This window comes from Ellagibacter sp. (genome assembly GCF_048412355.1).
Lineage (GTDB): Bacteria > Actinomycetota > Coriobacteriia > Coriobacteriales > Eggerthellaceae > Ellagibacter.
This window is the reverse complement of record NZ_DBFSAP010000014.1, coordinates 48,179-66,765: the sequence shown is the minus strand read 5'-3', so window position 1 is coordinate 66,765 and position 18,587 is coordinate 48,179. Positions and strand designations below refer to the sequence as shown.

Here is an 18,587-nt window from a genome sequence, read left to right as displayed (position 1 = left end):
CAGCGAGAAGTCGATGAACAGGGAAAAGGAGGGCCCGCATGGCAGGCACGATCCTTGCGCAGATGGCTTCGTTCGCCATCATGCTCGCTATCGGCGCCCTGGCGGAGAAAATCGACATCATCCGCCGCGAGACGCTCTCCGATATCATCGCGCTTGCGACGAATGTGCTCCTGCCCATCATGCTGTTCTCGTTCATCTACAGCAACGCGACGCGCGAGGTTCTTATGGCCCATGCGCCCATGGCGGCGCTGACAGCGGTATTCTACCTCGTCATTACCGCGGTGCTTTTTCCCACAGCGCGCTTGCTCGGGCTCGATGCGGAGCGGTCGAAAACGTTCCGGCTGATCTTTACCTTCGGGAACACGGGCTTTATCGGCCTGCCTTTGCTCTCGACCATCTATCCCGAGACAGGAGCGGTCGACCTTGCCTTATTCATGCTTGTTGACCAGGCTGTTTTCTGGACATATGGCCTCAGGCTCGCCACCGCCCGGACCCGCCAGACACCGTTTAGCGCGAGGAACTTCCTCAACCCGAACATCGTCGTCATATTCGCGACGTTTGCCATCGCTCTCTCGGGAGCGCGGCTTCCCGCCTTTTTAGCAAGCACACTCTCGACCATCGGAGCTGCGGCGAGCCCGCTTTGCATGATCTGCCTGGGGGCGATGTGCTACTTCTCGAGCGTTCGCTCGGCGCTCCTGTCGTGCGACCTCTACGTCGGCATCGCGGTGAAGATGGTCGCCATGCCGATTATCGCAGGCAAGGCGATTCTCGCGTGCGGCCTGCCGATCGACCACTGCCTTGCCGTCTCGTTCATCGTGATGATGGCCATGCCGGCGACAACGCTCGTCCCCCTGTGCGTCGAGCGGCATGGCGCACGAGGAGAAAGCGAGTATGCGACGGTGCTTTCCGTCGCCACCATCATAGCAAGCGTGGCGACGGTGCCATTCGTTGCGGCAGTTCTTGCGCTGTGATGGGAAAGGCGCTAAAAGACAAGCCCCCGACATCGCATTCGAGACGTCGGGGGCTTGTTAGGGAACTGCATTTTCCAGGCGCGTTCTAGAACCCGCCTTGGCTTGCACGCTCGGGGACGAGCGTGCGGCGCTTTCCCTTCGCCCAGTTCATGCTGCGAAATTCCTTCACCTCGTGGAAGTTGTAGTTCTCAGCCCACATGAAGCAGAAGCCGCGAAGCTCGTCGAGCAGCTCTTCGGGCGTGCCCGCGTGCTCGTCTTCGATGTAGGTCTTGAACACGGAGTATGTCTCGCTCTTGTCGTGGATGCGCACCTTGGGGAAGCGGATGGAAAGCCACGTGCGGATGGCGGCGTTGAGTTTCTCGGCGCCGGGGTCGTCGCCGAACATGACCTCGATCGGCTCCCAGTATTCCTTGTACAGGCGCGTCTGCTCGTCGTGGTCCATCGCGATGAGCAGGTAGTTGCGCACCAGGTCAGCCGTCGTCAGCGGTACACCGCGCGCGTTCAAGCTCTCGAAGATGAGCTGCGGGTTGTCGCCGCGGTCGAGCTCCGCGTCAATCACCGTGAGCACCTTCATGCCCGTCCACAGCACGTCGGCGTCGAAATCGCTCTTCTCCATCTCGCCGTAGAAGTAGTCAAGGTTCTCGGTGATGCGCTCGGAAGGACGCTCGGGCATCGGCGTAGCGTTCACCACCGCCTCAAGTGTCGGGCAATCGTTTAGCGACAGGATGAGCTTCGCCGCCACGCCGTCGCCCGTCTTCACGTGAAGGAACGTGCCGGAGATATCGTCGGCAGTAAGGCCATCGGCGGTCGCGCCGTGCGCGCGCAGATACTTCACGAGCGCGGCGATCACGATGGTGAGCGTGGTCATGCGCTGCTGGCCGTCGATCACGTCGAGTTGGTGCTGCGCCGTCTTCGCAAAACGGTCAGGCGAGTAGAGCACCGTGCCGATGAAGTGCGCGTTGCCCGTACGGCCCGAGCGGTTGATGTCCTGCCACAGCCCCTTGCATTGCTGCAGGCCCCAGGAGTACACGCGCTGGTACACCGGGATGACGAACTGGGTGTCTTCCGTTCCCAAAAGGTCGAGGAACAGCTCTTGTTTGGTTTGCATGCGTAAAACTCTTTCTCCACTTCGCGCCCAAGGTGCCGGCCTGGACGCGGCCTTCATCTTGCACCCGAAGCGTCGCCGCGGGTGCGGCCCCAAAAAACCGTGAAGGATTATAGGACAGGCGCCTATGGATGAGTAGATGCTCGAATTCGATTGAGCAGGAGAATCCGCAAATCGAGCACAGAGAGCGACCCCGAAGAAAGAAACGGCAAGTGCGCGAGGAAACCATAAGGTACAATCCTAGAAATACCATGCTCGAAAACGACGCAAAGACGAGCTCGAAGGGCAGCTTGGAAGCAGACGCATCGCGAACCCCTTGCTCGCGCTGGCCGTCAAGCGACAACCAAAGGCACGTCCGGCACGAAAGATTGGGGAGCAACCATGACGAAGAAACGCATCTTGCTTGTCGCCACGGGCGGCACCATTGCATCGAAAGAAGAGGGAAATGGCTTGTCACCTGCGCTTTCAGGCAAGGAATTGACGAGGTACGTTCCCGAGGTGGCAGACCTCGCCACACTCGACGTGGAACAGGCCATGAACATCGATTCGACCAACATGCGCCCGAGCGACTGGCTGCGCGTCGCCCGCACCATAATGGAAAGCTACGACGACTACGACGGGTTCGTGGTGCTGCACGGCACCGACACCATGGCATACACCGCAGCCGCCCTGTCGTATCTCATCCAGCACAGCCCCAAGCCCATCGTGCTCACCGGATCGCAGCGCCCCATGGCGAGCGCCTTCACCGACGCGAAGCTCAACCTCTACCAAAGCGTGCTGTACGCAACCGACGACGACGCGAGCGACGTATCGATCGCGTTCGGCGGCGTCGTCATCGCGGGAACCCGCGCGCGCAAGCAGCGCACCATGAGTTTCAACGCCTTCACTAGCGTGAACTTCCCGCCGCTTGCCTATATTCGCACCGACCGCATCGTGCGCTCCGCCCCCTTCGCGCGTTCAAAGAGGGCGGAGGGGGCACACGGACACGCAGCAGCAGGGCGTCCCACCGTCTACGACAAGCTCGACCCGCGCGTGTTTGCGCTGAAGCTCACGCCAGGGCTCGATTCGCGAATCTTCTCGGCCTTGGCGCCCGCCTACGACGCAGTCATCTTAGAGACGTTCGGCATCGGCGGCATTCCCGAGCAAGGCGAGACCGGCCCGTGCTTCCAGGACGCTATCTATTCATGGGTCGATTCGGGGCGCATCGCCGTCATGACGACGCAGGTCCCCGAAGAAGGTCTTGACCTGGGAGTTTATGAAGTTGGGCGCGCGTATGCGAACCATCCGGGCATTTTGCGCGGCGCCGACATGACCCCCGAGGCGATTGTCGCGAAGACCATGTGGGCGCTCGGGCAAACCCGCGATGTGGCAGAGGTTGAGCACCTGTTCAACTGCGAGATCAACCACGACCGCTCGCCGTTCGAGTAAGCAGAAAGCGCAAGGGAGCGCGCCGCCTCGCACACTACTTAGGCCACGAAGAGCTTGCTCGCGTCACCCGCGTCGCAGTCGGCAAGCGCGACGCTTTTGATCGAGGGGTCGTCGTCGGTCGAGTAGTAGTACGTCTTCGTGCGCGCCGAGTAGCACCCCGTGTAGAGCGTGCGCTCGAAGGTGCGGTCGGCCATCGCCGCCGAGCCTTCCACCATCGCCACGTTCCCGAGCGTATGGAATGCGCGCAGCACGTTTTCCCACTCGCTGGCCTTCTGCGGGTAGTTCGCATTCAGGAATGCCGCCTTCACGAAACGCGAGGGAGAATACGAATCGCCCGGGATGCCGCGCGCACCGGCGCCCGCGCCGAAGGGGGTAAGCTCGGCGCGGCCCCAGGTCGCAGCGGCGGGAAAGTCACCCGTTGCCGTGATATAGGTGCGCAAGTTCGTCATGTGCCAGGTGAACTCGGGCTGGTTCGCCAGCGTGTCGACTGGGTTGTCCATCACATGAAGACCGTCGGCCATCTGCTCGATCACGATCGAGCGCGTGTCATCACCCACAATCCAGTGCAGCATCGACACGCCGAGCTGGTCGCTCACCGGCTTCGCGACGATATTCGCGTTCGCGAGCGCCGCTTCCACTTCATCGACCGTCGCGAAGTTCGCCGCAACCCAAACAGGGAACTCATAAGCGGCGATGTTTGTCTTCCCGTCAATAGGGCTCTTGGAATATTCAGCGAACCCGGGGAAGTTCAAGCCGGCAACGCCCAGGCCCGCGTCGTTTCCGCAATCGAAGTAGAGCGGGTAGTTGTCGAGCACGACCGCCATGCCGATCACGGCGTGCGCGGCCGGCGCGTCATCGAGGAAGGAGTAGGGGAGCGGGAAGCCCGCGGGCGTCACCACCACGCGCTCGCCGTAGCGCGTGTTCCAATCAAGGTTGCGCGCCAGATACATGTTGCCCTCGCCGTCGCTGAATCTGATTCCCGTGCACATATCGCATCCTTTCGTGAAGCTTGTCCGTCCGCGCCCGCCCGCATCGGGTGGGCTTTTCTTCCATTCCATCGTGCGCCTGGGTCGTTTCAAGGACAACTGGAAGCTTCCCATCGTTGCCATTCGGTCATCAAAACGCCGCGCCGTAAACAGATTGAACTTACAGAAAACCCCTCCACCGTGGACAAAAACGCCGATGGGGCAAATGCTGCAGCTCCACGTAACACCACCCAAAGCCAACGCTACAGTTCGCGTGGGTTTTCCTCTTTCCCCAGTTCGCGCGCTTGGTACTCCGCCTCTATCTGCCGAGCGAACTCATCCATCTTGCGCTCGCCTTCGCTTCGAATGCCGAAAAGCGTGCGGCCGCTCGATACGCGCGGCTGCTCATCGCCGCTCATCTGGATGCGAAGCTGCTCTTGGATACGTTTCCATTTTTTCTCGAAGTCGTCCATGCGACCATGATAGCAGCCCTCGCGAAACGACCGAGCGAAAAACCTCAATGCCGCTCGCCTTCGCTTTCGCACGCTACACTGTTGATTTTCGCATGCCGTGAGCAGCTACGTTGTTGAGCCGTTAGAATACGAGACCCCCTTTCCATGCCTTTTGGCGACAACTGAAGAACTCAAATTCCACCCGGGATTGCCTGGGTGGAATTTTTCTGTCCCCAATACGGGATAGGGCAGTGCGCGCGAAAACGCCCGGGCGAGTCTTGCGCGACACGGAAGGCGGCGCGAAAACACCCGGGCGGGCAGTGCGGGCGGCAAATAACAAAACAACGAGGAGGAATCAAGCACCCTTGCAGCGCGACAAAATCAAACCGATCCTGTTCAGCATCATCAAGCATTCAACCAAAGAAGAGCTCAAAGAGCAGCTTCCCCGCGACATCGTATCAGGCATCGTGGTCGCCATCGTTGCGCTGCCGCTCTCGATCGCGCTGGCGATTGCGTCGGGCGTCGGCCCCGAGCAGGGTCTCTACACCGCCATTGTCGCAGGCTTCCTGATCGCCTTCCTCGGCGGCTCGCGCGTGCAAATCTCCGGTCCCACCGCCGCCTTCGCAACCATCGTGGCCGGCATCGTCGCGACCGACGGCATCAACGGGCTGGTGGCGGCGGCGCTGATCGCAGGCGTGCTGCTTGTGCTCATGGGCCTGCTCAAGCTGGGAACTATCATCCGCTTCGTGCCCTACACCATCACCACCGGTTTCACGGCGGGCATCGCGGTGACCATCGTAATCGGCCAGCTGAAAGACTTCTTCGGGCTCACATATCCCGCAGGGACGCCGACAGTCGAGACGCTCGACAAAGTCTCGGCGCTCGCGGAAAACTTCGGCACCTTCAATTGGCAGGCGCTCGTGGTGGGCGCGGTGTGCCTGGCGGTACTGTTTTTGTGGCCGCGACTGGGAACGCTCGGAGCTAAGGTGCCCAGCTCACTCGTCGCCGTCATCGTGGGCATGGCCATGGTCCCCCTGTTCGGCATGAACGTAAACACCATCGGCGATTTGTACACCATCAACGCCGGCCTGCCCGAGCTGCACGTGCCGCAGCTCTCGATCGATTTGCTGCGCGACCAGCTTCCCAACGGCATCACCATCGCCATCCTGGCCGCCATTGAATCGCTGCTCTCGTGCGTCGTCGCCGACTCGATGATCAGCTCGCACCACCGCTGCAACATGGAGCTCATGGCCCAAGGCATTGGCAACCTGGGCTCGGTGCTTTTTGGCGGCATTCCCGCGACGGGCGCCATCGCCCGCACTGCTGCCAACGTGAAGAGCGGCGGGCGTACGCCGGTCGCCGGCATGGTGCACGCGCTGATCCTGCTCGCGGTGCTCGTGTTCCTCATGCCCTACGCAGCGCTTATCCCCATGCCCACCATCGCGGCAATCCTGCTTCAGGTCGCATACAACATGAGCGGCTGGCGCAACTTCGCGCACCTGTGCCACACGGCATCGAAGGGCGCGGTTGCCACGCTTCTGCTCACGTTTACGCTCACCATCGTGTTCGACCTGGTGACGGCAATCGCCGTCGGTATGCTCATCACCGTGGTGCTGTTTATGAAGATGGTTTCCGAGGAAACTGAAGTCAAAGGCTGGAAATACTACTGCGACGCCGATTCCGAGGTCACGCACTTGCGCGAGCTGCCCAAAAGCGTGCGCGTGTACGAGATCAACGGCCCGATGTTTTTCGGCATGACCGACCGCATTACCGATATCTCGGTGAAGGAGTTCACGAAATACCTGATCATCCGCATGCGCGGCGTGCCATCGCTCGACTCGTCGGGAATGAACGCGCTCGAAAACCTCTACGACTACTGTAAGGAAAACGGCGTGAAGCTTATCTTCAGCCACGCCAACGAGCAGCCCGTAAAGACCATGCGCCGCGCCGGATTCGTCGATTTGGTGGGCGAGGAGCACTTCCGCCCGAACATCGACGACGCCATCGAGCATGCGCGCGAACTGATTGCAGCCGAGGAAGCCGCGAAGAGCGCGAAGGCGGCGTAAGAAGGGAAGGCGGCTTGAAGCGAGCCCAATGAGAAAGGCGGTCGAGCACAACGATGCCCGACCGCCAAAATTTCCAAGACGCTCAACATTCGCCCCCTGCGATTAGGCCCCTCATAGGTCGAAACCAAGAGGAACGCACCTCGATGAGGTCAAAACCTGCCAGCCGGAACCGACACGCTACGCGCGGGCGCCTGATTTCGCTGCGTCGCACGGCGAGGATCCATCGCCCGTCGCGACGTTTGCAGCCGAAGCCTTCGCAGCCGCACGAGCGGCAGCATCGGCGGCAGCAACCTCGCCCGTTCCCGCGTTCGCGCGCTTTTTCACCTTGATGCGCAGCGCACACGCGAAACCGATCACCGCAAGCGCGAGCGCGAACGCGAATCCCCAGTGAGACCCCTGCGTGAAGGCGAGCGTCGCGTCAGCACCGCCCGCAGCAGCATAGCTCGCTTGACCTGCGGTGAGAAGGCTTGTCGCCACCGCAGTGCACACAGCTCCAAGCACCTGCTGCATCGTATTGAGTGCCGTAGAGCCATCGGTAGACAGGTTGCGCGGCAACGACGAGAGCGCGTGCGTCTGGCAAGGCGACATCGCAAGCGGGACGCCAATCATCATGACGATATGGCAAGCGACCACGTAGGCAAGAGAAGATTCCGGCGTGGCGAAAAGCAGAGCCGCCGCACCCACAATGGATAATCCGAAACCGCACAGCGCAGGCCCGCGCGCGCCGATCCGATCGTAAATGCGACCGGCAACCATGCTCACGAGCGCGTTCACGACGCCGCCGGGCAGCATGACCACGCCCGTCACAGCTACCGCCAACAACATGCTGTTCTGGTAGAACTGCGGCAGGATGTACATTGCGGAAAGCGTGACCCCGAAATTAACCATCATGCACACAGCACCGACGCGAAATCCCTGATGAGAGAAGATGCGCACATCGATGATCGGCGTCTCCATGGAAAGCTGACGACGCGCATACAGCACTAGGCATACAGCACCCGCAACGAGCGCAGCCAGCACGACAGGGGAAGTCCATCCGTACGAGCTCGCCATCCCAGCCCCGAACACGACGCCGCCGAAACCCACAACCGAAAACACGATGGACAGCCCATCGATCGAAGGCTTGGTCAACTTGTAGGGATTCACCTCGAACTTCAGCGCAAAAACGATTCCCACAAGAGCAATCACCGCGAAGCTTGCGAACACGAGGCGCCACGAGCCGGCACCCACAAGCGCGCCCGCGAGCGTGGGGCCGATAGCAGGCGCGAACATGATGACAAGCGCGCTCGTTCCCATGGCGGCGCCAATCTTATGCGGGGGAATCACTTCGAGCACCATGGCAAACATGATGGGAAGGACAAGCCCCGTGCCGACCCCCTGCATCGCGCGCCCGACGAGCGCCACGGCAAACGAGGGGGCAGCAGTGCTCACAATTGCGCCGACGAAGAAGGTGCCCAGCGCGAACACGGTGAGCTTTCGCGCAGAAAACCACTTCATGAGCAGGCCCGCAAGCGGCAGAACCACGCCGATCACAAGCATGTAACCCACCACAAGCCATTGCGTGACGGAAACGTCGACGCCGAAAGCAAGGGACAGTTGTGGCAGTGCAATATTAAGTGCGGTCTCGCTGTACATACCGGCAAAGCCACCGCAGAAAAGCCCCATGAGGGCAAGATAAGGGTGCGCCACCTCAACACGGGCGCGGGGAAGTTTGGCATTGCTTGAAGTCACGTTTTCAGTTACTCCTTTCTTTGGGTTTTCACTGTTCAAAAGGCAAATTCGGCACATAAAAAAGGTGGTCGCAACATGCTCGTTGCGACCACCTCTGCATAACGTATGCAGCGTCTCACTGCGCCTTTTGACTACCTCAAGTTAAGCGCAAAACAAAAGCGCTTCGTAAGCGAAGAGTTTGTGAATTTCCGTGAATTGCAAGCGCCACAGCGCGATTCGCGTGCACACACCCCCCGTCGCCCTTAGGATCCAAGGGCGCGAACGAGCGCTACCTCCGAACGCCGGAGAAAGCGTAGAAGCCAGGGGTGTCCACCAGCGCCTCGATTTCGAACTTGTCCGCCCAAAGAGCACTCTCCTCGCTCGCTGCGCGCAGGCCGCAGCTCACCCCCGCGGCAACGGCGTCATGGTGGCGGTTGATGACGTCTCTGCCCGATCCATGGGCGACGACGAAACGCCCTCCTGGCTTGACCAGGCGATACACCTTCTCGACCAAGGCTTGCTTCTCGAAAAAGTGGGGGTAGGCGTTGTAGATGACCACGGCGTCGAAGCGCTCGCTTTCATCGAGCGAGAGCACATCTTGGGCACGAAGCTCCACGGATGGTTCGTTGCCAAACTTTTCCTTCGCACGCTCGATCATCTTCTCCGACACGTCGACCGCCACGATCTTTCCCGCCTTCGCCGCAAGGTAGAAGGGAATCATCACGCCCGTGCCGCACCCCAAATCGAGCACCGAGTCGCCCGACTTCAGATCGACGAGCGAGAGCACCGCCCCCTGTACGCGGCTCTCACCCGAACAGCCGCTTTCATCCCACTTGCCCGCGCGTTCGTTGAAGTACGCTGCTACCTCGTCCATAACAATCCCTTCATCGCGGAATGACCACCAGCCTCCCGCCGTGCTCGATAATGTCTGCGTCCATACCGTAAATCCGTTTGATGCGCTCGGGCGTGACGCATTCTCGCCCGCCTACGGCATCGACCTCGCCGTCTTTCAGGAAGAGGAAGCGGTCGCAATAGCGAATCGCTAAGTTGATGTCGTGCATGACCGCGCAGGCGGCAATACCGCGCTCGTCGACCTCACGGCGAACCTCCCGCATAACCTCCTGCTGGTTGGCAGGGTCGAGGTTGTTGGTCGGTTCGTCGAGCAGAAGCGTCTCTGCCTGTTGCACGAATGCCCGCGCGAGAACCATCTTCTGGTACTCTCCGCCGGAAAGCTCGTCGGCATAGCGCAACGAGTAAGCGGAAAGCCCCAGCCGCTCGAGCGTCTCGCGGACAACAACATGGTCGGCCTCCGTCGGCGCGCCCTGCATGAGGGGGTGGCGCCCGACGAGTACCGAATCGTAGACCGTCAGACGGTTCGCATGGCTGTGCTGGGCGACGAGCGCGACCTTTTGCGCTCGCGCGCGCCGCTTGACCTCGCCCATGGGCACGCCGTCGAGGAGCACCTGCCCCGCATCGGGCTTTCGGAGCCCCATCAGGCATGACAGAAGCGTCGACTTGCCGCACCCGTTCACCCCTAGAATCGCCGTGAACGACCCCGGCGAAAGCTCGATCGACACGTTCCGTAAAACGGGCGTTCCCACCCGGTAGGAAAAGCCGAGCCCGCAGGCTGCAAGCATCAGCGGCTCACCCCCCGAAACAGCAGGTAGATGAAAATAGGCGCACCGACGAACGACGTGATCGCCGAAATCGGCAAGATCAGCGGCGCCACGACGACGTGGCAGAGGATGTCGGACACGAGCAACATCCCCGCACCCGCAAGGGCGGAGGCGGGAAGGAGAAAGCGGTAGTCGGCGCCAAGCAGGCGGCGCATCACATGCGGCGCAACCAGCCCGACGAAGTTGACAATCCCGCAAAAGGCAATCACCGTCGAGGCCGCCGCGCTTGCGACCAGCATGTTCGACAGGCGCACGCCGTTCACGGAGATGCCCAAGCTGTGGGCGAGGCCCTCGCCCGACTCAATCGCGTTCATGGCCCAGCGGTTCGCGAAGAAAAACACGGCGCTCGCCGCCGTGACGCCCGCCATCACGGCGAGCTGGCTTCTGCTCACGCGGCCCAGATCGCCGAATGTCCAAAAGACCACGGCAGCGACCTGGGAGTCTTCTGCAAAGTATTGCACGATCGTGGTACCCGCGGTGAACAGTGCCGACAAGGCAACGCCGAGCAACACGATGCTTTCAGGGGTCATCTCGCGCACGCGCGACAAAAGCAGGATCACCACCGTCGAGAGCATTGCGCCCGCAAACGCGAAGAGCGCCGTCGTTACGGGGTCAGCGGTCGAGATGCCCTCGTAGGCGGTGGACGCGCCCGCACCGCCCGCGAAGACGATGATCGCAAGCGAGGCACCGAACGCAGCGCCCTGCGAGATGCCGAGCGTACTCGCCGAGGCAAGCGGGTTGCGCAGAACGCTTTGGTAGGCGCACCCCGCAAGCGCGAGGGCCACCCCGGCGACAATAGCCGTCAAGACGCGGGGGAGACGAATGTTTTGAACTGCGGCGACGGTACGCACATCGCCCTGCCCGAAGACCGCGCGCACCACATCGAGAGGGGCGATCTGAAGCGAGCCCATAGTCATCGAGAACACGGCGATGCCGACAACCGCGACGAAGAGGACAACGAGTACGAGGCGCTTGCGCCTGATATAGCCCGCATACGCGTCACGGGATGCTTTCCCCTCGCCAGGCAAGCTCGCAGTTGTGATTTTGTCCTCTTCCATAAGCGGCTATTCTAGCTGAAAGAAAGCGTCGTGAAGCCCATGCCCGCATTCTTCATGGTTTGATAGAAGTCGACGCCAAGAAGCGTGGTGTAGATCTCGGAATACTTCGCATCCAAATCGACATCGGCGAACTTGTCGGGGTAGATGGTCGCACCGATGAAGTACGTGTCGCAGATGCCCGTGTCGATGTTGGTACCGTTGAAATTGAAGAACGGCTGCGTGTAGAGGTGGCCCTCCTTGAAGGCCTTCAGGTCATCGAAGAAGGCTTTATTGTTGGCGTAGTCCGTCTTCATGAGATCCATGTTGCCCGCGTTCAAGAACATGAAGTCGGGGTCCCAGTTGCCGATCTGCTCGAGGTCGACGTCGATGGCGGCTTTCTGGCCCGTCTCGTCGGCGACGTTTTTCGCACCGAGCTCGACGAGCGGGGCGTAGTTCGCGTACGTGCCGGTGAAGCTCTTAGCACCCTTGTAATTGACGGCGCCCACGTAGACGCTCGGCTTGTCGGCATCGGGGATGTCGGCCGTGCGCGCCTTCAAGTCGGCGTCCCACTCCTTGAGCTTCGAGACGACCTCCTGCGCGTGGTCCTGCGTGCCCAGCGCCTCGCCGACGCAGGTGATCGAGGTATAGACGTTGTCGGTGAACAGCTGGTTTTGGTAGGTGATGCCGATGACGGGGATGCCCGTGTCCGCCTGGAGCGAGTCGCACTCTTCAGCGCTGCGGCTCGAGATGATCACGTCGGGTGCGAGCTCCATGAGCTGCTCCTCGTTGACGTTCGTCTCAAGCAGATGGTTTCCATTGCTCGTCGCCGGCAAGTTGGCAAATAGATCCTTGTACGCAATCGTGTACGGACGGTTTAAGGCCGGCTCGGTTTCCATCTCGGTTGCAGCAATGAGCTTGTCCTGCCCGCCCGCATACACGACGAAGCGCGCGCCGCTGCCGACGGTCGCCGCGCTTTGAACATCAGCGGGAACCTCGACACTTCGACCATAGGCATCGACCACCGTCTTCGTCGCCGCGGCGTCCTGCGCCCCCTCCGACGAACCCGTGCCCGCAGGTGCGGAGCAGCCCGCAAACGCAAACAGGCACGCACACAGACAGGCCGCTATGGCAACCACGCCACATGTTCTCATTCTCTTCAACATGAGCTTCTTCCCTTCGCTTTGAAACGTATCGAATCGCTGCGACAGATAGTAACACGATTGTCTAATTCGTAACATCCTTATTCCGAGAGCGGCACCCCGAACAGAGCAAAGCGCCGCGCCCTTTTTCGGGACGCGGCGCCTTTTTCGTCAGCCCATCTGCACCAAGTGCAAACGAGCTGCTATCGAGCTATTCCGCTACGGCATCGTAACCTGGAACGTCACGATCTCGTCGTAGGTCTTGGAGTTCGTGACCTCGAAGGAGCCCTGCACGTTCACGAGATCGTCGATGCTCTTGATGCTGTCGTCCATGAAGGTCATGAAGGTCTCGGCATAAGCGTTCGGCTGGATCGTCTCGTAGATGTAGGGGCTGATCATCTTGCCGTTCACCGTCCAGGTGCCGTAAGAGCCGCTGAAGTCGATCGCCGTGTCAGCGCTCTTGTTCGTGATGACCAGGGTATAGCCGCAGGAGTCAAGCCAATCCTGCTTCTTGTCGACAACCATCACGGAGATGTTGTCGTCGCTGTAGATCTCCTTGTCGATGGCCTGAATCGCCTGGTCGTCTGTCGCGCTCGAGCCGCTGGTAGTACCGCTATCAGAGGAAACCGAGCTCGAGCCTAGATCCTTGACCTCGTCGCTCGTCTTCTTGAACTTCATGCCCTCGCCATCGACCTCGATGGAGAGCACGCCGTCCTTGATCGTCGCGTCGACGCTATCGCCCTCGATCGTCAGGGACACCTTATCAGCCGACTTGGCATCCCAGGTGCCGTCGAGCGACTCGCCGAACATGCCGAGCTTGAACGTGCCGTCCTCGGCGAAGGTCGCCTCGACGGTGAGGCCGAACGCCTTCATCATGGCCATATCGTCTTCGGAAGCGCCCGTGAGCTCGGAGAGCTCCCACGTTCCGATGACCGCCTTCTTGGGGTCGGCCTTGTCACCCCCGCCGCAGCCGACGAGCGCGAAGCATAGCGCGATAGCGAATGCGACAACTCCAAATACCTTCAACTTCGATTTCATGGTAGCACTTCCTTCCCGAATAGCTTTCCCATTCCAACCACTCTATCTTGCACGCCGGAGCTTGTCGCCCCGACGATGGTGCCCGCGGTGTTAAAGCCCGATCGCGCCGCCGCAGAACTCGCAGCGTCCGTTCGCGTCCGGCATCGTGGTGGCACCGCAGAACGGGCAGGTCACTGCTGCCTTCGGAGCCTTCGCCGCCACAACGTTCTCGCGCACCGCCTCGCGCAGGCTCGTGAGCGCCTCGCGGATCTCGTTTGCCTGGCGCTCCGCCTCGCGGAATTCCACGGAATAGCGTTCCTCGATGCGGCTATCGTTGACCTTGAACGTGATCTCGTCGAAGTAAGGCGAGTTCACGTGGATGGTGAGGTACACGTCGTAGTCGATGTCGTAGCGCGGCGGGTCGTAGCTTTCCCGGTGGCCTTCGGAGTCCTCGCGATAGATTTCGGTGCGGGTCTCGCGAACCTCCGAATCGCACCCGGTGACTTGGGAGAAGTCCATCACGTCCGGGTTCGCATCGCGCCACCGCGACGAGGAGGTGACGATGAAGCACTGCGCATCCTCGTCGAGGAGCACCTTGGTGTCGCCGCCGAGCGTGCGCGTCGTGTTGAACCCCGCGACGCGGTCCTTGTTCGCCTCGCGGTAGGCGAGCTGCTCGCGGATCTGCTCGACCGTCGAGCGCCTGCGCTCGCTGAAGAAGGGGGAGAGCTTCTTGGCGCACTCTTTGCACAGGTTGCCGTCTTCGAGCTTCCTGTTACCGAGTAAGCCGATTTCCCCTCCGCAGATATCGCAGCTCTTCTTCTCGAAGATCTTTCCAAACAATCCCATACCCGCACTCCTTCCCGCGCATCCAACGAAGTTTTCGTTAACTTCATGATGAGGGAAAGGGGCCTCCGCGGCAACGACCCTATGGCCCGCAGCGCGGCGCAAAGTGCGACCGCGTGGCCATTTCGTGCGGAAAGGGAAGGGTGCGATTTAGCGTGGCTCCTGCTCATCGCGCATTTTCGGGACAATGAGCCCGCTTGAGACCGCATGGACCGCAAGGCGCAGGATGTTGTCATAGCCGGTCTTCGCGAGAATCTCGGAGATGTGGCGCTTGACCGTGCCCTCGGACAAGAAGAGCTCTTGCGCGATTTCCTTGCGCGTCTTGGTCTCGCACACGAGGCGCAGGATATCGACTTCCACGTCGGTCAGCGCCGCCGCGTCCGAGAAGATGCTCTGCTGGGCGCGCGGGAAGGTGGAATAGCCTTCCATCGTGGAGCGGATGATGCCGAGGAGGTCGTTCGTACCGACATTTTTGTACACGAAGCTGTCGACGTGCGCGGCGCGGGCCTGCTCGATGAAGGTGATCTCGGGCATGCCCGTCATGATGACGACGCGCACCTCGGGATGAGATTCCTTGATGCGGCGCGCAGCAACGATACCGCTCGAGTCGTTTTCGGTGCACACATCCAAAAGCGCGCAGGTGGCGCCCGTCTTCTCCACTTCATCAAGCGCGAAGGCGGCATCAGCGAGGGAAGCCACGACCTCCATGTCGGGCTGCGCGTCGATGGTCTGAACGAGCGAATCGCGCAGCATGGTCTGGTCTTCTACGATGACGATCTTGATCATTGGTCCTCTCCTTCATGCGGCGGCGCGCACGGCGCCTGGGCCTCGATAGTGAACGGGGAAGTCGATACGATGGAAAGCGTGCCGCCCACGCGCGCGAGCGTCTGGCGCATCGAGGGGAAGCCCGTGCCCTCGCGCACCTCTCCGCGCGCGGCGGCCCCGTCGTTTTGAACGGAAAGCGTGTAGCAACCTGACGATTCGCCCAAGCGCACATCGACCCGATGCGCCTGCCCGTGCTTGGCGGCATTGGTCGCGGCCTCGCGGACGACGTCGACGAAGGCGATGGCGACCTCGGGGCGGCAGGGAAGCGGGCCTTCCACCGAAATGACAATTCCCACCAGGGAAAACGAGCTCTCAATTGCGCGAAGGGCGCTTTCGGCGTCGATGTCGTCGGGTTCGGCGAGGTCTTCCACGACCGTGCGAGCGAGATCTACCACGCACGCAAGCTTCTCGGGGTCGGTGTCATCGTCTTCCAGATAGCAGTGGAGGATAGACAGGCGCTGGCCGACGGTGTCGTGCACGCGCGAGCGCATGCGCAAGATCGCCTCGTTGCGTGAGACTTCGCGCGCGTTCTCGACGGCAGCAACAAGCTCGGTGTTCGCCACGTCGAGAAAATGGTTCATGCGCTCGATGTCGGAGTTGATAGACTCCTCCTCGGTCACGTCGAAGGCCACCATCCGGCGGTACTCCTTGTGGCCGAGCCGCACCCGGTCGCGCATGAAAAGCCGCGTCTCATCGGGGGATATCTCAAGACGAATACCTTCCGGCAAAACCGCGTCCGCACCCCCTTCCGCCTTGTTCGCCATCTCTTCGAGGTCATCCCACACCCCGCGCGTCTCGGCAAGGTCGCCCGCAAAACCGAGCGCCGTCAGACACGAGCGCATCGACTCGTTCATGAAGAGGATGCGCCCCTCGTCATCGGCGCAGATGACGCCCTCGGGCAGTGCCCGAATGGAATCGATGATCGACAGCCGCGAAACGGAGCGCCGCCCGGCACGCACATCGAGGGTAAGCGCAGCTCCCACGCGGAAGACGAAGAACACCGCGTCGCCGATGAGGAGATACGGCACCAGATGACCCAGCATGTCGATGGACGGCGGGGTGATAAGCGCCATGAGGGCGATCTCGCTCGTCATGATGGGGCGTCGGTAGGCAATCGCCAGCGCAAACCCCAAAAGCGCCGCCACGGCGTCTATCCACAGAAGCGACTCGACGGGGAACGAGAACGCCTTCAGGCGGAAAAGCGCCACGCCGTAGCCGCTGTGGACGCTGTTCGCCGTTCCCGCCGCAAGCAGCAGATGCACGAAGAGCAGCACCTCGTAGAGCTTGATAAACGAGAAGGGGCGCGCACCGCGGCGCGTCGAGAGGAAGAGCACATGGAGCAGCTGGCCTCCCGCGGCGATGTAGAACGAGATCACGAGCGCAACGACTACGGGGGTATCCAGCTCGAAGAGAAAGCCCATGCAATCACCTTCCCCCGAGCGAAACCGAGAGGCTCACGCTGTCGCTCGACGTTTCCAACGTGAAGGCCGCATGTTGCGCAATCAGAGATTTTCGCAGTTCATCGAGCGATTCCTGGAACCTCGGTCCCGCGGCGCCGTCCGACTCAAGCGCGGCGCGCATTGCCACCTCGCCCGATATCCCATCGCTCACGAACAGCATAAGGACGGGGTTTTTCGCTGAGAACGCCGCCGCCGCGAAATCGTAGAGGCAGTCGTAGAGCACGCTCACCGTTGCCGCGGGGAGCACCCCCGACGTTTCCACGAGGGCTGCGCACTCAATGTCGAGCGAGCGCAAATCGGCAGCCGTCTCGTTGAAGACGAGCTCAAGCCGCTCGCGGTTGAAGTCGGGGTCGCTTTTCTCCGCCAAGATAAGCCCGCCCTTGCGCTTGCAGTACGCAACGAGCAGCTTCACCTCCATGAGCCGCTCGCGACGGGCGGCCGCGGAGGCAGGGTGGCTTCCCTGCGGCAGGTCGTCGAGCAGCTCGCTTATGCGCTGCGTCTTGCTTTCGAGCGCGCGCTCGATCTCGGCAAACAGCGCGCGGGCATCCTCCTGGCGGTGGAGGGTCATCGCGAGCTCCCGATCGCGCTTGAGCATGGCGTTCGCGCGCCGCAGCTTCGCCTGACGCTCGGAAAGCAGGCGCCTGCGCTCATCGAGCGCCGTCATGTCCTCGGACAAAAGCGCGTCACCGCCCACCACCGAGTACACCTTGAACAGCGTCGAAGGGACAGCCGACGTGCGAAACGACACGATGCCGTAGCGCGGGGTCTCGATTTCCCCGAGCGTCGTTCGCACGGCATCGGGAATCTCAGTCGCAGCGGTGGTTTGGTACACGACATCTCGCTCGCGCGAGAGGATCTTCAAATCGAAGGGGAGTTTTGAGAAGAACTGGTCATACCGAGCATATGAGGGAAGGATTCCCAGGTCAAGCGATAATTCGAGTGCAACTATGACCAAAATGCTATAAACGAGAGCGATGTTCGTCGAGAAAAGCCCCGCCTTGCGAGCGATGAACAGCGCAAAGTACGCCGCACCCACGCCAAGGATGATGGCCATCGGCAGAAAGGCGCTTTTCAGCTGGGTCCGAGCAGCGGGAAATGCCGCCGCGAAAAAGCCCACGTACTGCACAAGCGCCCACGCGGTCACGCACCAGTAACCCGCCTGATAGGTGTAATCCCTGCTCCAATGCGGATCGGATAAGTCGAACGCGAACACGAGGTGGTGGTAGTTGTTCGTCAGCACGAGCACGCAGAACACCGCGTCGATAACCCAAGCAATGCTGACAACCCTTCGCCATGCGGCATGCCGATCAAGGGCTGCGGCATGAAGGGCGCTTGCCAGGAAAAACGTGGGGATGAACATCATCGGCACATAATAGAGGTACCACATGATCGAGGCGGCAAGATCGCTTTTCACGGGGTATTTCAGCAAGACATCCAAAAGCCAAGCGGCGAGAAGCGCGGCGACAATCTTCAAATTGCCTCGAATTTTAATGTCCGAGCAGCGCAGATGCACGGAGAACCCCCAGGCGACGCAGCCCGAGCCCGCCAAAATCATCAATCCCGCCGTGCTCGACGGGCCGCTTCCCGGCAGACCGAAGAAGCGGATTTCCGCCGGGGAAGCCAGCTGGACGATGGCGAGCACGGCCCCAAGGACAAGGGCGAAGACGGCCCAAGCCGCCACTATCCGCCCCTTGAGCGGGTCTGTTCCGCTTGCACGGCCCATCCGAGCTCCCTTTCCTCCTCGCACGATCCCCTTTTATCCAAGTATACCTTGAGCGCCCTATCAAACGATGGCCGCGCGGCCAACCGAGCCGCGTTTTTTTGGCCGCATGGCACAACGAAATCGACAACGAAACCGCGCGGGATGGTGCGCATAAAGTATCATGGGGGCGA

General features: G+C 61.2%; 16 protein-coding genes. 3 read left to right on the top strand and 13 right to left on the bottom strand.

Annotated elements, in window-relative coordinates; translation table 11 throughout:
* Positions 1 to 38: 38 nt before the first annotated feature.
* Positions 39 to 971: an AEC family transporter gene (locus ACMRQN_RS01775; RefSeq protein ID WP_418733566.1), complete on the top strand. Its 933-nt coding sequence runs from the start codon at positions 39 to 41 to the stop codon at positions 969 to 971.
* Between the two features lie 85 nt (positions 972 to 1,056).
* On the opposite strand, the gene ACMRQN_RS01770 is transcribed toward ACMRQN_RS01775, so the two are convergent.
* Positions 1,057 to 2,079: a DUF262 domain-containing protein gene (locus tag ACMRQN_RS01770; protein WP_418733565.1), complete on the bottom strand. Its 1,023-nt coding sequence runs from the start codon at positions 2,077 to 2,079 to the stop codon at positions 1,057 to 1,059.
* Between the two features lie 378 nt (positions 2,080 to 2,457).
* Here ACMRQN_RS01770 and ACMRQN_RS01765 point away from each other — a divergent pair, with 378 nt between their 5' ends.
* The gene (locus ACMRQN_RS01765) at positions 2,458 to 3,504 is read left to right on the top strand and encodes an asparaginase (protein ID WP_418733564.1); all 1,047 of its coding nucleotides are present in this window, start codon (positions 2,458 to 2,460) and stop codon (positions 3,502 to 3,504) included.
* 38 nt (positions 3,505 to 3,542) lie between these two features.
* Here ACMRQN_RS01765 and bsh read toward each other — a convergent pair whose 3' ends face one another.
* Positions 3,543 to 4,493, bottom strand: coding sequence for a choloylglycine hydrolase (gene bsh, locus ACMRQN_RS01760; RefSeq protein ID WP_418733563.1), 951 nt, complete (start codon positions 4,491 to 4,493; stop codon positions 3,543 to 3,545).
* Between the two features lie 239 nt (positions 4,494 to 4,732).
* Positions 4,733 to 4,990 carry a hypothetical protein gene (locus ACMRQN_RS01755; RefSeq protein WP_418733562.1) on the bottom strand — a complete coding sequence of 86 codons (258 nt, stop codon included), beginning with the start codon at positions 4,988 to 4,990 and terminating at the stop codon, positions 4,733 to 4,735.
* A 296-nt stretch (positions 4,991 to 5,286) separates the two neighbouring features.
* On the opposite strand from ACMRQN_RS01755, the gene ACMRQN_RS01750 reads away from it, so the two are divergent.
* Positions 5,287 to 6,987: a SulP family inorganic anion transporter gene (locus tag ACMRQN_RS01750; protein WP_418733561.1), complete on the top strand. Its 1,701-nt coding sequence runs from the start codon at positions 5,287 to 5,289 to the stop codon at positions 6,985 to 6,987.
* Positions 6,988 to 7,164: 177 nt separating this feature from the next.
* Here the strand turns inward: ACMRQN_RS01750 and ACMRQN_RS01745 are convergent, their stop codons facing one another.
* The 10 genes from ACMRQN_RS01745 to ACMRQN_RS01700 form a co-directional block, all read right to left on the bottom strand.
* Positions 7,165 to 8,718: a DHA2 family efflux MFS transporter permease subunit gene (locus tag ACMRQN_RS01745; RefSeq protein ID WP_418733560.1), complete on the bottom strand. Its 1,554-nt coding sequence runs from the start codon at positions 8,716 to 8,718 to the stop codon at positions 7,165 to 7,167.
* A gap of 268 nt (positions 8,719 to 8,986) precedes the next feature.
* Positions 8,987 to 9,571, bottom strand: a complete 585-nt coding sequence (locus ACMRQN_RS01740; protein ID WP_418733559.1) for a class I SAM-dependent methyltransferase — start codon at positions 9,569 to 9,571, stop codon at positions 8,987 to 8,989.
* Positions 9,572 to 9,581: 10 nt separating this feature from the next.
* Positions 9,582 to 10,334: an ABC transporter ATP-binding protein gene (locus ACMRQN_RS01735; RefSeq protein ID WP_418733558.1), complete on the bottom strand. Its 753-nt coding sequence runs from the start codon at positions 10,332 to 10,334 to the stop codon at positions 9,582 to 9,584.
* Complete coding sequence (locus ACMRQN_RS01730; protein ID WP_418733557.1) at positions 10,334 to 11,431, bottom strand: FecCD family ABC transporter permease; 1,098 nt, start codon at positions 11,429 to 11,431, stop codon at positions 10,334 to 10,336. Before ACMRQN_RS01730 ends, ACMRQN_RS01735 begins: the two co-directional genes overlap by 1 nt.
* A gap of 11 nt (positions 11,432 to 11,442) precedes the next feature.
* Positions 11,443 to 12,573, bottom strand: a complete 1,131-nt coding sequence (locus ACMRQN_RS01725; RefSeq protein WP_418733556.1) for an ABC transporter substrate-binding protein — start codon at positions 12,571 to 12,573, stop codon at positions 11,443 to 11,445.
* Positions 12,574 to 12,768: 195 nt separating this feature from the next.
* Positions 12,769 to 13,587, bottom strand: a complete 819-nt coding sequence (locus tag ACMRQN_RS01720) for a hypothetical protein (protein ID WP_418733555.1) — start codon at positions 13,585 to 13,587, stop codon at positions 12,769 to 12,771.
* Positions 13,588 to 13,677: 90 nt separating this feature from the next.
* Positions 13,678 to 14,412 carry a DUF4428 domain-containing protein gene (locus ACMRQN_RS01715; protein WP_418733554.1) on the bottom strand — a complete coding sequence of 245 codons (735 nt, stop codon included), beginning with the start codon at positions 14,410 to 14,412 and terminating at the stop codon, positions 13,678 to 13,680.
* Between the two features lie 147 nt (positions 14,413 to 14,559).
* On the bottom strand, positions 14,560 to 15,195 hold the full coding sequence (locus ACMRQN_RS01710) for a response regulator (protein WP_418733553.1): 636 nt from the start codon (positions 15,193 to 15,195) through the stop codon (positions 14,560 to 14,562).
* Entirely contained in the window at positions 15,192 to 16,655 is a 1,464-nt protein-coding gene (locus ACMRQN_RS01705; protein WP_418733552.1) for a hypothetical protein, read from the bottom strand. Before ACMRQN_RS01705 ends, ACMRQN_RS01710 begins: the two co-directional genes overlap by 4 nt.
* Positions 16,656 to 16,659: 4 nt before the next feature.
* Entirely contained in the window at positions 16,660 to 18,417 is a 1,758-nt protein-coding gene (locus tag ACMRQN_RS01700; RefSeq protein WP_418733551.1) for a histidine kinase N-terminal 7TM domain-containing protein, read from the bottom strand.
* Positions 18,418 to 18,587 lie beyond the last annotated feature (170 nt).

Coding starts and splice junctions, on each gene's coding strand:
- ACMRQN_RS01775 (WP_418733566.1), top strand. CDS start 39: ATGGCAGGCACGATCCTTGCGCAGATGGCTTCGTTCGCCATCATGCTC.
- bsh (WP_418733563.1), bottom strand. CDS start 4,493: ATGTGCACGGGAATCAGATTCAGCGACGGCGAGGGCAACATGTATCTG.
- ACMRQN_RS01765 (WP_418733564.1), top strand. CDS start 2,458: ATGACGAAGAAACGCATCTTGCTTGTCGCCACGGGCGGCACCATTGCA.
- ACMRQN_RS01730 (WP_418733557.1), bottom strand. CDS start 11,431: ATGGAAGAGGACAAAATCACAACTGCGAGCTTGCCTGGCGAGGGGAAA.
- ACMRQN_RS01725 (WP_418733556.1), bottom strand. CDS start 12,573: ATGTTGAAGAGAATGAGAACATGTGGCGTGGTTGCCATAGCGGCCTGT.
- ACMRQN_RS01720 (WP_418733555.1), bottom strand. CDS start 13,587: ATGAAATCGAAGTTGAAGGTATTTGGAGTTGTCGCATTCGCTATCGCG.
- ACMRQN_RS01735 (WP_418733558.1), bottom strand. CDS start 10,334: ATGCTTGCAGCCTGCGGGCTCGGCTTTTCCTACCGGGTGGGAACGCCC.
- ACMRQN_RS01740 (WP_418733559.1), bottom strand. CDS start 9,571: ATGGACGAGGTAGCAGCGTACTTCAACGAACGCGCGGGCAAGTGGGAT.
- ACMRQN_RS01715 (WP_418733554.1), bottom strand. CDS start 14,412: ATGGGATTGTTTGGAAAGATCTTCGAGAAGAAGAGCTGCGATATCTGC.
- ACMRQN_RS01700 (WP_418733551.1), bottom strand. CDS start 18,417: ATGGGCCGTGCAAGCGGAACAGACCCGCTCAAGGGGCGGATAGTGGCG.
- ACMRQN_RS01705 (WP_418733552.1), bottom strand. CDS start 16,655: ATGGGCTTTCTCTTCGAGCTGGATACCCCCGTAGTCGTTGCGCTCGTG.
- ACMRQN_RS01770 (WP_418733565.1), bottom strand. CDS start 2,079: ATGCAAACCAAACAAGAGCTGTTCCTCGACCTTTTGGGAACGGAAGAC.
- ACMRQN_RS01710 (WP_418733553.1), bottom strand. CDS start 15,195: ATGATCAAGATCGTCATCGTAGAAGACCAGACCATGCTGCGCGATTCG.